11 protein-coding genes and 1 tRNA gene are annotated in these 13,016 nt (G+C 69.8%); 8 read left to right on the top strand and 4 right to left on the bottom strand.

What is annotated here, in order from left to right; all coding sequences use genetic code 11:
- Positions 1 to 22 precede the first annotated feature (22 nt).
- Positions 23 to 1,420, bottom strand: coding sequence for a threonine/serine ThrE exporter family protein (locus ACTJJP_RS07460; RefSeq protein WP_440774387.1), 1,398 nt, complete (start codon positions 1,418 to 1,420; stop codon positions 23 to 25).
- Positions 1,421 to 1,629: 209 nt separating this feature from the next.
- Between ACTJJP_RS07460 and ACTJJP_RS07455 the strand changes: the two genes are divergently transcribed.
- The 8 genes from ACTJJP_RS07455 (at position 1,630) to ACTJJP_RS07420 (ending at position 9,764) form a co-directional block, all read left to right on the top strand.
- A complete protein-coding gene (locus tag ACTJJP_RS07455; RefSeq protein ID WP_440774386.1) occupies positions 1,630 to 2,916 on the top strand; it encodes an aspartate kinase in 1,287 nt (428 codons plus the stop codon).
- Positions 2,917 to 3,010: 94 nt separating this feature from the next.
- On the top strand, positions 3,011 to 3,574 hold the full coding sequence (locus ACTJJP_RS07450; RefSeq protein WP_440774385.1) for a DM13 domain-containing protein: 564 nt from the start codon (positions 3,011 to 3,013) through the stop codon (positions 3,572 to 3,574).
- Between the two features lie 200 nt (positions 3,575 to 3,774).
- On the top strand, positions 3,775 to 4,845 hold the full coding sequence (locus ACTJJP_RS07445) for an aspartate-semialdehyde dehydrogenase (RefSeq protein WP_440774384.1): 1,071 nt from the start codon (positions 3,775 to 3,777) through the stop codon (positions 4,843 to 4,845).
- 102 nt (positions 4,846 to 4,947) lie between these two features.
- Positions 4,948 to 6,420, top strand: a complete 1,473-nt coding sequence (locus ACTJJP_RS07440; protein WP_440774383.1) for a malate:quinone oxidoreductase — start codon at positions 4,948 to 4,950, stop codon at positions 6,418 to 6,420.
- 7 nt (positions 6,421 to 6,427) lie between these two features.
- Positions 6,428 to 7,033 carry a thymidine kinase gene (locus tag ACTJJP_RS07435; protein WP_440774708.1) on the top strand — a complete coding sequence of 202 codons (606 nt, stop codon included), beginning with the start codon at positions 6,428 to 6,430 and terminating at the stop codon, positions 7,031 to 7,033.
- A 67-nt stretch (positions 7,034 to 7,100) separates the two neighbouring features.
- Entirely contained in the window at positions 7,101 to 8,129 is a 1,029-nt protein-coding gene (gene galE / locus ACTJJP_RS07430) for a UDP-glucose 4-epimerase GalE (RefSeq protein ID WP_440774382.1), read from the top strand.
- Positions 8,130 to 8,191: 62 nt separating this feature from the next.
- Positions 8,192 to 8,932, top strand: coding sequence for a FadR/GntR family transcriptional regulator (locus ACTJJP_RS07425; RefSeq protein WP_440774381.1), 741 nt, complete (start codon positions 8,192 to 8,194; stop codon positions 8,930 to 8,932).
- A 10-nt stretch (positions 8,933 to 8,942) separates the two neighbouring features.
- Positions 8,943 to 9,764 carry a siderophore-interacting protein gene (locus ACTJJP_RS07420; protein ID WP_440774380.1) on the top strand — a complete coding sequence of 274 codons (822 nt, stop codon included), beginning with the start codon at positions 8,943 to 8,945 and terminating at the stop codon, positions 9,762 to 9,764.
- 194 nt (positions 9,765 to 9,958) lie between these two features.
- Here ACTJJP_RS07420 and ACTJJP_RS07415 read toward each other — a convergent pair whose 3' ends face one another.
- The 3 genes from ACTJJP_RS07415 to ACTJJP_RS07405 all read right to left on the bottom strand — a co-directional run bounded on the left by ACTJJP_RS07415 (position 9,959) and on the right by ACTJJP_RS07405 (position 12,925).
- On the bottom strand, positions 9,959 to 10,738 hold the full coding sequence (locus ACTJJP_RS07415) for an HAD-IIB family hydrolase (protein ID WP_440774379.1): 780 nt from the start codon (positions 10,736 to 10,738) through the stop codon (positions 9,959 to 9,961).
- A gap of 343 nt (positions 10,739 to 11,081) precedes the next feature.
- Positions 11,082 to 11,158: transfer RNA gene (locus ACTJJP_RS07410), tRNA-Pro, on the bottom strand.
- 258 nt (positions 11,159 to 11,416) lie between these two features.
- Positions 11,417 to 12,925: a hypothetical protein gene (locus ACTJJP_RS07405; RefSeq protein ID WP_440774378.1), complete on the bottom strand. Its 1,509-nt coding sequence runs from the start codon at positions 12,923 to 12,925 to the stop codon at positions 11,417 to 11,419.
- Between the last annotated feature and the right edge of the window lie 91 nt (positions 12,926 to 13,016).

Genomic DNA, 13,016 nt, shown 5'->3' with positions numbered 1-13,016 from the left:
CCGCTGGCGTGAGACGCGCGTCCTACCCCCGAGCCCGCGCCCGCGCCCGGGTGACGCTCGACAGCGTCGCGCGCACCGGCTGGCCGAGGTAGATGCCGAGCGAGGCGCCGACGGCGAGGGCGATTCCGATGGTCGCAGCCCCCGCGAGGGTCGTGACGCCGGTCATGAGCACGGCGGCGTCGTCGCCCGACTCCACGATGCCGAGCAGTCCGCGGAAGACCGCGGCACCCGGCACGAGCGGCAGGATCGCGGCGGTGGTGATGGCCACCGACGGCACGTGAAGGCGGTAGGCCACCACGATGCCCGCGAAGCTGCCGATGAAGGCGCCCACACCGCTGGCGGCGGCCACCTCGAAGCCCAGCGCCGTCGCCCCCACGTACCCCGCCCACGCGACGAGGCTGAGGGCTGCGGAGACGACGATGATCCTCGTTCCCGCGCCGTTGTAGACCGCCACCGCGATCGCGATCACCGCCGCACCGACGAACTGCACGGTGAGGGGCCCGAGCGGCAGCGCGTTCGACGGAGGCGACATGCCCAGCCCGATCACGCGCACGGTCTCGAGCCCGGCAAGGATGCCCAGCACCACACCGAGGGTCTGCGTCGTGAGTTCGAGGATGCGACCGGTCGCGGTCAGCGCGAATCCGTCGATGGCGTCCTGTGCCGCGCCCACCACGGTGAGTCCCGCCAGCATGAGGACGATTCCGGATGCCACGATCACCGACGGACGGATGTCCACGGCGGCATCCAGGCCGGTGTACCGCAGCAGGGGAGAGAGGGCCGCCACGACGGTCAGCACGAAACCGCCCGCGATCTGGGCGAAGAAGTAGGGCACTCGCACTCGCGCCATCATGTGCTGGGTGGTGGCGGCCAGGGCTGCGGCGATGAACGACAGCACCAGCGCGAGCCAGTTGGCGCCGAACATGATCGCGACACCCGCGGCGAGCGACGCCTGCGAGACGATCACGATGCCCGGGCGGTAGCGGAACGGCAGCCGCCGGATCGCGCGGCAGCGCACGATCGCGTCATCCAGCGCGAGACCGTCGGCGACCTCGGTCACCAGCGCCTGCAGACGCTGCAGTTTGGCGTGGTCGGGCACGGACCCGCGCACCACGCGCAGGAGGGTCGTCGGGTGGCTCGCGCCCGGGCGGCTGTGCGCGATGGTGATGGAGTTGTACGTCACATCGACATGGACGGGGTCGAGTCCGTATGCCCCGCACACCCGCACGATCGTCAGGGTCACCTCGTTCGCGGGGGCACCGACGACGAGCATCGTCTCGCCGATGCGGATGGCGAGGTCGAGGATGCGGGTCGCCAATGCCTCGTCGACGACGGGGAGGAGGGTCGTGTCGAGGGATGCCGCGTCGGCGGAGTGCGTGAGGCGACGCAGCGAGGACAGCCAGGTACCGGGGGTGAGCGGCATGAGATCGCTCCAGGGGGAGGGGGTGGAACCCGTCGATCCTATCCGCGGGTGATCTGGAATCGCCCCGGGTCGCACGAGGCCGATCGCATGACGGGACGGGGGGCATGTACGGGCGCGTATACGGCGTTCCGTAAGATGAACCCTCGGGCGCGGCATCCGGGCGCCCCGTCGTGGTATCCCGACGCACGCCCCTCCCGGGAGTTCTCCTCATGGCTCTGATCGTCCAGAAATACGGCGGCTCGTCCGTCGCCGACGCCGAGAGCATCAAGCGGGTCGCCAAGCGCATCGTCGACACGCGTCGCGCCGGCCATGAGGTCGTCGTCGCGGTCAGCGCCATGGGCGACACCACCGACGAGCTGCTCGATCTCGCGGGCCAGGTGGCGCCGATCCCCGCGCCCCGTGAACTCGACATGCTGCTGTCCAGCGGGGAGCGCATCTCGATGGCGCTGCTGGCCATGGCGATCCACTCGATGGGGTTCGAAGCCCGCTCCTTCACCGGCAGCCAGGCCGGCATGATCACGGATGCCACGCACGGCGCGGCCCGCATCGTCGACGTCACCCCCGTGCGCCTGCGCGAGGCGCTGGACGAGGGCGCGATCGTCATCGTCGCCGGCTTCCAGGGCTTCAACCGCGATACCCGTGACATCACGACCCTCGGTCGTGGTGGCTCCGACACCACCGCCGTGGCGCTCGCCGCGGCGCTGAACGCGGATGTCTGCGAGATCTACAGCGATGTCGACGGCATCTTCACCGCCGACCCGCGCGTCGTGCCGCTCGCCCGCAAGCTCTCCCGCGTCGGCAGCGAAGAGATGCTCGAGCTCGCCGCCAACGGCGCGAAGGTCCTCTACATCCGTGCCGTCGAGTACGCCCGCCGCCACGGCGTGCTCATCCACGCGCGTTCCACGTTCAGCTCGGGCGAGGGCACCTGGGTGCTCGACGCCTCGAAGACTTCACCGCTCGTCCCCGAGGGAGACACCATGGAAGAGCCCATCGTCGCCGGCGTCGCCACCGACCTCAGCCAGGCGAAGATCACCGTCATCGGCGTTCCCGACGTGCCCGGCAAGGCGGCCGATATCTTCAAGATCGTCGCGAAGTCCGGCGCCAACGTGGACATGATCGTGCAGAACGTCTCGGCCGCCGCGACCGCGCGCACCGACATCTCCTTCACGCTCCCCAAGACCGATGCCGCGACCGCCCTTCGCGCTCTCGCCGCCGAGCAGTCCGAGGTCGGGTTCGAGAGCCTCGTGCACGACGACCAGATCGGCAAGCTGTCGGTCGTCGGCGCCGGCATGCGCACGCACTCCGGTGTCTCGGCGACGCTGTTCGAGGCGCTGAGCATGGCGGGTGTGAACATCGAGATGATCTCGACCTCCGAGATCCGCATCTCGGTCGTCGTGCGCGGCGTCGATCTCGCCGAGGCCGCGCGCCTCGTGCACACCGCCTATGGTCTCGACGGCGACGACGAAGCAACCGTCCACGCCGGCACCGGTCGCTGACGCGCCTTTCGCAGGTCCTCCCCAGCCCCGCGGTCTAATCTGCTCCCGACGAGCGGGGGCGACGATGGCGCGGCGGCAGCGGTCGAGACGGTTCGTGTTCGGTTGGGCTCTCGGGGCCGCCGGGATGGTCGCCCTGGTTGTGGCCGGGTTGGTGTTCCAACCGTGGTTGCTCTTCGTCGACGTGCGCGTCGCTGACGAGATCCCCGCACCGGCGACGACGCCGTCCGCCGTCGTCGAACCCATCGATATGGCGATGACTTCTCCCGATCCGACGCCCTCGGGCGATCCGACGCCCTCCGCGCCCATCGGTCCGGTCGATCTCCTGACGGGGTCGCTGATCGGTCACGAACACGAGACATCGGGGTCGGTCCGCGTCATCCAGAATGCTGACGGCACTCGGCAGCTGGCGCTCGTCGGGCTCGCGACATCGAACGGGCCCGATGTGCATGTGTGGCTCAGCGCCGGACCGGTGGTCGAGGGGCGCGACGGATGGTACACGGCGGCGTCGTACGAACACGTCGACCTCGGCCCCCTCCGCGGCAACCTCGGCGATCAGCTGTACGACATCCCGGCCGAGGTCGATCTGTCGACCTTCCGCACGGTCGACCTGTGGTGCGAGCGCTTCAGCGTCTCGTTCGGCGCCGCAGCGATGAGCTGACCGCTCCGGACGTGCGACACCGCGCAGGAGTTTTCCGGCGGGCGGCTTCGGAAGCAGCGGATTCCGGCCGCGCACCCGTGCGGAACCGTCAATCTTCCTGCGCCGTGTCACCGCCGTCGGCGGCATCCCCGTCTCTCGCGCTACCCTGACCCGAACGCCGTCGTCGCGGCACCCACTCCCGAACACCCGAGGTACTTCGCATGACCCGCATCTCCGATTCCGGAATCTCCCTCGCCGTCGTCGGCGCCACCGGCCAGGTCGGCACCGTCATGCTCGAGATCCTCGCCGAGCGCTCGTTCCCGATCCGCGAGCTGCGCCTGTTCGCCACCGCGCGCTCGGCCGGTACGTCGATCGAGTTCGGCGGGCACTCCGTGATTGTCGAGGACGTGGCCACGGCCGACCCGGCGGGCGTCGAGGTCGCGCTCTTCTCCGCCGGCGCCACCGGTTCGCGCGCCCACGCCCCCCGCTTCGCCGAGGCCGGTGCCCTCGTGATCGACAACTCCAGCGCGTGGCGCATGGATGCCGAGGTCCCCCTCGTCGTGAGCGAGGTCAACCCGCACGCGATCGACCAGGCCGTCAAGGGCATCGTGGCCAACCCCAACTGCACCACGATGGCCGCGATGCCGGTGCTCAAGGTGCTCGACACCGAGGCGGGCCTCGAACGACTGATCGTCAGCACCTACCAGGCCGTGAGCGGCTCGGGCCTGGCGGGTGCCCAGGAGCTCCTCGGCCAGGTCGAGGGCGTGCTCGCGCAGGGCGACGTGGAGCGTCTCGTCCGCGACGGCTCCGCTCTCGATTTCCCCGCGCCCGAGAAGTACGTCGCGCCGATCGCGTTCGACGTCATCCCCTTCGCCGGCAACCTCGTCGACGACGGCCAGAACGAGACCGACGAAGAGAAGAAGCTGCGCAACGAGAGCCGCAAGATCCTCGAGCTGCCTGACCTCCGCGTCGCGGGCACCTGCGTCCGTGTCCCCGTCTTCACGGGCCACTCGCTCAGCATCAACGCCGAGTTCGCCCGCGACATCACGCCCGAACGTGCCCGCGAGCTCCTCGCCGACGCCCCCGGCGTGCAGCTCGAAGAGGTGCCCACCCCTCTTCAGGCCGCCGGCACCGACCCGAGCTACGTGGGCCGTATCCGCGCCGATCAGTCCGCTCCCGAGGGCAAGGGGCTCGTGCTCTTCATCAGCAACGACAACCTGCGCAAGGGCGCGGCGCTGAACGCCGTGCAGATCGCCGAGATCGTCGCGCAGAAGCTCTCCGCGCGCGTCTGAGCCGACGGCATCCGGATGCCGTGAACCCGGGGTTGTCTCGACATCGAACCGACCGATCTCTCGATGTCGAGACACCTCACGGCTCGCACCTAGAATCATCGAGTGACTGAAAACGTCGATGTTCTCCTCATCGGTGGCGGCATCATGTCCGCCACTCTCGGCACGCTGCTGAAGGATCTCCAGCCCGATCTGAAGATCGCGGTCCTGGAGCGCTTGAGCGATGTCGCGCAGGAGAGCTCGAACGCCTGGAACAACGCCGGCACCGGTCACGCCGCGCTGTGCGAGCTCAACTACACGCCCGAAGGCAAGGACGGCTCGATCGACCCGGCCAAGGCGGTCACGATCAACGAGCAGTTCCAGCAGAGCCGGCAGCTGTGGGCCTCGCTCGTCGCCGAGGGGGTGCTCGACGAGCCGTCGACGTTCATCAACGCCACGCCTCACATGACCTTCGTCCGCGGTGAGAAAGACGTCGCCTTCCTCCGTAAGCGCTACGAGGTGCTCAGGCAGCAGCCGCTGTTCGAGGGGATCGAGTACAGCGAGGACTCGCGCGTCATCAACCAGTGGGCGCCGCTGCTCATGCAGAAGCGGCGCAAGGGGGAGCCCTTCGCGGCCACGCGCGTCCCCGCCGGCACCGACGTCGACTTCGGCTCGCTCACGCGGCAGCTCTTCGCGAACCTGCGCGAGAAGGGCGTCGAGGTCGTCACCAACCACGACGTCAAGAAGCTGAAGAAGCAGAAGGACGGCACCTGGGAGGTCTCCTACCGCCACGTGATCGGTGGTACCCCCGGCTCGATCAACGCGAAGTTCGTGTTCGTCGGTGCGGGCGGGTGGGCTCTCAAACTCCTCCAGCGTTCCGGCATCCCCGAGATCAAGGGATACGGTGTCTTCCCCATCGGCGGGCAGTGGCTGAAGACCTCGAACCCCGACATCGTGTCCCAGCACCGCGCGAAGGTCTACTCGCAGGCCTCGGTCGGCGCGCCGCCCATGTCGGTGCCCCACCTGGACACCCGCGTCGTCGACGGCGAGTCCGCGCTGCTCTTCGGTCCCTTCGCCACCTTCAGCCCCAAGTTCTTGAAGAACGGCTCGATGCTCGACATCGTCACGCAGGTGCGCCCGCACAACATCGGGCCCATGCTCAAGGTCGCGATCGACAACCCCAGCCTCATCAAGTACCTCGTCGGCGAACTCCTGAAGACCCACGCGAAGAAGGTCGACAGCCTGCGCGACTTCATGCCCACGGCCAAGGACGAGGACTGGGAACTGCTCGACGCCGGTCAGCGCGCTCAGGTGATGAAGCGCGATAAGGACAAGGGCGGCGTGCTGCAGTTCGGCACGGAGGTCATCACGTCGGAGGACCGTTCGATCGCCGGTCTCCTCGGTGCCTCCCCGGGCGCGTCCACCGCCGTCTCGATCATGCTCGGACTGATCAAGACCTGCTTCCCCGAGCGCATGCCCGCGTGGGAGCCGCGTCTTCGCGACCTCATCCCCAGCTACGGTGAGACGCTCAACACGCGGCCCGAGATGGCTCGCAAAGAGTTGGATGCCACTGCTCGCGCGCTCGCGATCAACCCCTGAGCCGCGCGTGGCGAAGCTGTACTTCCGCTACGGGGCGATGAACTCGGGCAAGTCCACGGCCCTGCTGCAGGCGGCGTACAACTACGAGGAGCGCGGCCAGCGCGTGCTGCTCGCGAAGCCCGAGATCGACACCAAGGGTGCCGGCCAGATCGAGAGCCGCCTGGGCGTGTCCCGGGCGGTCGACTTCCTCGTTCGGGCCGATGACGACCTGCGGGCGGTGTTCCATGCCGCGGCGGGACCCGCGCCCGTCGCCTGTCTGCTGGTCGACGAGGCGCAGTTCTTCACGCCGGCGCAGGTCGACGATCTGCTGCGCGTGGCGGTGCTCGATGGCATCCCGGTGCTCGCCTACGGCATCCGCACTGACTTCCGCACCGAGGCCTTCCCCGGGTCCGCGCGCCTGCTCGAGATCGCCCACAGCCTCGAGGAGCTCAAGACCATCTGTCGCTGCGGCCGCAAGGCGATCTTCAACGCTCGTCTGGTCGGCGGTCGTTTCGTCTTCGACGGAGACCAGGTCGCGATCGACGAGGGGCAGATTCAGGGCGAGGTCACGTACGAATCCATGTGCGCCGTCTGCTACCTCCGTGAATCCGGAGGACGGCTCGACGGACGCTGACACGGTGGCCCCCGAGGCGGAGGAGTCGGCCGCGGGGTATGCCGCCGGGGACCGATAGCCTGGGGGCATGCGCGTACTCCTGGCCGGCGGTGCCGGTTACATCGGAACTCACACGGCCGTGGCTCTTCTCGAGGCCGGTCACGATGTCGTCCTCCTCGACGACCTGTCCGGGACGCACGCCGTCGCCGCCGAGAGGGTGGAGCAGATCACCGGCAAGCCCGCGCCCCTGGTCGTCGGAGACGCCGCCGATGACGCCGTCGTCACCGCCGCGTTCGAGGAGCACGGCCCGATCGACGCGATCATCCACCTCGCGGCGTTCAAGGCCGTCGGCGAGTCGACGCAGAAGCCGCTGGCCTACTACTCCAACAATCTCGACACCACGTTCGCGCTGCTGCGCGTGGGTCTCGCGCACGGTATCCGCTCGTTCGTGTTCTCCAGCACCGGAACCGTGTACTCCGACCCGGCCGACCTGCCGTTCACCGAGGAGTCGACCACGAGCGTCGACCTGTCCAACGCGTACAGCAAGTCCAAGCGCATGAACGAGGTCGTGCTGGCCGACGTGGCGCGGGTGAACCCCGAGCTGAACGTCACGGTGCTGCGCTACTTCAACCCGGTGGGTGCTCACCCGTCGGGCCTCATCGGTGAAGACCCCGCCGGCATTCCGAACAACCTGATGCCGTACGTCTCGCGCGTCGCGATCGGCACGCTCGACGAGATCGGCGTCTTCGGCGACGACTACGACACCCCCGACGGCACGGGCCTGCGCGACTACATCCACGTCGTCGACCTCGCCGAGGGGCACGTCGCGGCCCTCGAGCAGGCTCAGCCCGGGCACCAGGTGTTCAACCTCGGCACAGGTCGCCCGGTGAGCGTGCTGGAGCTCGTGGCGTCGTTCGAGAAGGCGGTGGGTCATGACCTGCCGAAGAAGATCCTCGACCGCCGCCCCGGTGACGTCGCGGCCACGTACTGCGACCCGACGAAGGCCGGTGAGCTGCTGGGGTGGCGTACGCGCCTGTCGATCGACGACGCGTGCCGCGATTACTGGAACTGGCAGACCACCAACCCCGCCGGGTACGTCACGACCGCCGACGCCTGATCATCCGCGCGTAGGGTGGTGTGGTCCGGTCACGCAACACGACCGGTCGAACAGGGGATGCCATGACCAGCACCGCACTGCGCGCGTGGCAGGTCGTCCTCGAGCGCATCGAGAGCGATCTGCGCGACGGGCGTCTCGTGGCCGGCGACCGGCTGGCGCCGGAACGAGAACTCGCGACGCAGCTCGGCGTGGGCCGGTCGAGCGTGCGCGAAGCCGTCCGCGTGCTCGAGGTGCTCGGGGTCGTGCGTACCGCGACGGGCTCGGGACCCACGGCGGGGGCCATGATCGTCACCACCCCCCGCGGGGGCCTGGCGGCCTTCCTGCGGCTGCAGGTGGCGGCGAACGGCTTCCCCCTGGCCGATGTCGTGCGCACGCGCGTCGTGCTCGAGTGCGACGTCGCCGAGCGTCTCGCGCAGCAGGGCGCCGACCTCTCCGGGGTCCACGACGTCCTGGGGGCGATGGATGCTGACGGCCTCACCCCCGAGGAGTTCCTCGCCCTCGACGCGCGCTTCCACCAGACCCTCGCCGAAGTGTCGGGCAACGCCGTGGTCTCGGCCATGATGGCCGGGCTCCGCAATTCCATCGAGGCGTACACGGCGGCTGGCGCGGCCCGCCTGGACGCGTGGCCGACGGTCGTGGATCGACTGCGGCGCGAGCACCGGCACATCGTCGAGGCGGTGTCGCGCGGCGAGGCCGACGAGGCCCGTGAGGCCGTCCGCGCCCACATCACCCGCTACTACACGGAGGTGGCGCACGCCGAGCGTGCCCACGCCGCCGACTCCGCGATCGTGACCAGCGCCTGAGGAGAACCACGTGACAGATCGACCCGCGCGTCCGCCGCGTCCCCAGCACATCCTGCACGTCGTCTCGACCGAGCGTCTGAGCCCGCACCTCGTGCGCGTCCAGGCGCGCGGCGCCGACCTCGCCGCGTTCCGCGAGAGCCCGCACACGGATCGTTACGTCAAGATCACCTTCGCCAAGCCGGAGCTCGGTCTCGAGCCGCCGTACGATCTCGTTGCGCTCCGCGAGACCCTTCCCGCCCGAGACCTCCCCGTGACCCGCACGTACACGGTCCGCGCGGTGGACGGCGATCAGCTCACCATCGATTTCGTCGTGCACGGAGACGAGGGACTGGCCGGCCCCTGGGCCGCGCGCGCGCAAGTCGGTGATCGCCTGGTGGTGTCCTCGCCCGGCGGTGGATACGCGCCCGACCCCACTGCGGACTGGCACCTGTTCGTCGGCGACGAGTCGGCGATCCCGGCCGTCGCGGCGGCTCTCGAAGCCCTGCCCGCGGATGCCGCCGGCGTGGCGTTCCTCGAAGTGCAGTCCGCCGACGAGCAGCTCGATCTCGCGGCCCCGGCCGGGGTGCGCATCGAGTGGGTGCATCGCGGCGCAGCCGAGGCCGGCGCGACCCCCGTTCTCGCCGACGCGGTGGCTGACTGGCATCCGTTGGACGGGCGGGGCCACGTGTTCGCGCACGGGGAGCGTGAGAGCATGAAGGCGATGCGCGACATCGTCTTCGGCCGCTGGGGGCTGGCGCGTGACCAGGTGTCGCTGTCGGGTTACTGGGCCTACGGCCGCACGGAAGACCGCTTCCAGGCAGAGAAGCGGGAGCCGATCGGTCAGATCCTCTGAGGTCGCCGCGCCGACCTCGGGTTCGATGGCCGCTGGGGGGCGAGCTCGTGGAGCGGCCTGGGCTGACTGTCCCCGAACCTCGGCGGTGGGGTGGTCGGGCGGGGGAGGATCGTCTGTCCTCTCGACGGTGAGGTCGCTGCGCTGGTGGAAGCGGCCGGGACCCCGGTAACGCCGCCGGGCGCGGCGCCCGTCGCTCAGACCTCGGCGCGCTCCGGCAGGGTCGGCAGGAGCTTCTCGAGGAACGCGGCGGTGTCTTCCCAGCCGTGAACGGCGTGGCATTCGACACCCATGGCGAGCACCGGGTAGTCGTTGCCGTCGGGGTCGAGGCGGTCGCCCACGAAGAGCATGTCATCGAGGGGGATCCCCGTGGCCTCGACGAGCTTGTTCATGCCGTAGGCCTTGTCGATCCCGCGGTGGGTGATGTCGACCGACGTGGAGCCACCCGAGCGCACCTCGAGGTCGGGGATGCGGGCCGCCACCGCCTCACGCAGACTGTTCTTCTTCTCGCCCGCGGGGTCCCACGCCATCTTCGCCTCGAGAGGCGCGGACTGCCCCAGGGCCGAGAAGGTGATCTGCGAGCCGCGGTCTTCGAGGATGTCGCCCCACGGCTCGGCCTCCCAGAGGCCCAGTCGCTCGGCTTCTTCACGGACGGCCGACAGTGCGCGCTGCTTCTCGTCGTCGGTGAGGGAGTGGGAGTAGACCGTCTCGATGCCCTCGGTGTTCAGGCGGTAGTACTGCGTGCCACAGGTGGGCATGAGGTGGAAGTGCGCGAGCAGCGTGGATGCGGCCTGCGGCAGGCGCTCGACGACCTGCGTCCGGAACTGCTGCAGCTGCCCGCCCGAGATGATGGCGACCTCGACGCGCTCGGCGAGAGCGAGGAGCAGCTCGCCGATGCGGGGGTCGATGGCAGACTTCGACGGGGCGAGGGTGTCGTCGAGGTCGAAGGCGACGAGGCGGGGCGAGGCGTCGGACACGATTCTCCTGGAGGTCTCGGGGTCGCGGTGATCAACGCCCTTCGGGGCGCACACGGCGGAGCCGCAGACGGCCCCAGCATGATTCTACGGGGGGCGTGTCACCGCTCCTGTCGGGTGAATTCCGGGCGACCGGGAGTGAGGTGGCGCGTATCGCGTCCGTCGACGGCCGCGATGCGCGCGGCGATGGTCGCTGCGGGAGGGGGCGCCGCCCTCGTTGAGGCCCACCGGTCCAGGTCCACGCCGACGGATCGGCTGTTCATGCAAGAGAGCCCCCCGCGATCCGCGGGGGGCTCTGTCGCCGAATCTCCGTACTCGCTCGATGAGCGAGGTGAGATTTCTAATTTGGTCGGGGTGACAGGATTTGAACCTGCGGCCTCGTCGTCCCGAACGACGCGCGCTACCAAGCTGCGCCACACCCCGTGAGCAACTTGAAAAGTCTACCCTGTTCCGGCCCCTGCTCCGAACCAGAGCGGAGGCTCGGGCGCGTCGTGGGTGTTCGACAGGCTCTCGTCGAGGCCGTATCCACCGGGGAGGGGATGATTCGCGGCCGTCCTCGACGCGGGGTGACGAGGACGGCCGCGAGTGCGAAGCGATCGGCGTGACCGACCCGTCTCCCGCGGCGGCGACGGGGCCACCGGCAGGACCAGGTCGCCGCACCCGATCAGGCGCCCGAGGCGGTCAGCTCCGCGGAGTGAACCGACGCCGGGCCACACTCCAGGCGATCGCCCCGACCCCGATCACCGCGGCGGCCGCCCCGCCCACGCCGCCCAACGACGCCGCGGACATCCCCGTCATCGCCAGCGCAGCGGGGGCGGCGGGCGCGGACTGCGCGGGAGCCGGCGGGGCCGTCGTCGCGGCCGGGGGCGTGGCAGAAGGCCGGGGATCGCTCGGGGGAGGTGTGGGCACGAGCTGCTCGGTCTGCGCGGGGGAGGCGAAGCGCTCCTGCCAGCGGTAGTCACCGGGCAGATGTGCGAGGGCGTCGGCATCCTGATCTGCTCGGTCGACGCGCCACACGGCCGTGTAGACACCCGGTCCGGGCAGGTGCTCCGACAGCACCTCGTAGGCGCCGGCCCCGATGCCCGGGTCCGTTCGCAGGTCGAGTCGCATCACGGGGTCGAGGTTCGACGGGATCTCCGCCGACTCGGCCGGATAGGCGCCCGTGCGGTAGACGTCCGCGGTAGCGGTGATCACGACGAACGAACCGTCTGCTTTGCGGGGCCAGACGCCGTCGGCGGACGACACGGTGACGCGATCGAGGAAACGACCGTCTTCGATGCGGGCGGTCGTTTCGATGCGGGGGGAGAAACGCACGGGACGGGGTGACGCGTCCACGGCCGACAGCGAGAATGTCGTCGGGTCCGCGGGCCCGGCCGATTCCTGCTGGCCGGGCGTGGAGAAGTAGTGGATCGCGGCGGAGCGGACGGAGAAGGTGCCCGACACGCGGACGCTGTACGGACGCCCGTCGTCGGAAGACGATGCGGGCGCGATGATGTCGTAATTCTGCCCGGCTCTCACGTCCGCGCGATCACCTCGACCGGTGTCGGCGAAGACGGCGTTCTCGAGGTGGAGGGTGCCCGTGGCGGAGGGGTCCACGTCGGCCATCACGGTGCCGCGGGTCGGGTCGTCGTCGCGGGTCGTCAGCGCGAGCGTGCCTCCGACGCGTGGAACGGCGATGCTCTCGGCCTCGGCGAGGTAGCGCACGGCCCGTTCCTGCACGGCCGCGCTGTTCTCGGGGCTGGCGCGACGCATGATGTGGTCGATCGCCTCCGGGAAGCTGTCGCCCGTGTAGCCCCACGAGTGAAGGGTGGTGTCGCGGTCGACGATCGCCTTGACGGCCCACCCGACACCGGCCGCCTGCACGGGATCGTCGGTCTGGCCGTAGGCGCTGACGAGGTGGTTGATCGACACTAGCTGCTGCGCGCTCAGGCCGTTGACATCCGACGAGACACCGCGGTCGGCGGTGGGCTCGGTGGCGACGGGGAGGCCCGGATGGATGCAGTAGGTGTGCACGTCGCCCACGCGCATCGAACCGTGCCAGCCCGTGCGCGACAGCGGCGCCCATGTGCCGAAACCGGTGCCGCGCTCAGCGGCATGGGCGGCCGGAGCCAACCCGAGACCGCCGAGCAGCGCCCCGATGACGGCGAGGGCGGCGAGAGTTCGTCGAGGTGACGGAGGAGGGTGGTGCATGCGGGGTGTCCCTTCGTTCGAGGAGACTCGATAGTCCGCCACAGTGCACCCGCGACAGCGAGGAAAAGGGCCGATCCGTGGATGGATCGGC

The sequence above is a fragment of the Microbacterium sp. 22296 genome, from assembly GCF_052045385.1.
GTDB lineage: Bacteria > Actinomycetota > Actinomycetes > Actinomycetales > Microbacteriaceae > Microbacterium.
This window is presented reverse-complemented; position numbering and strand designations above follow the sequence as displayed.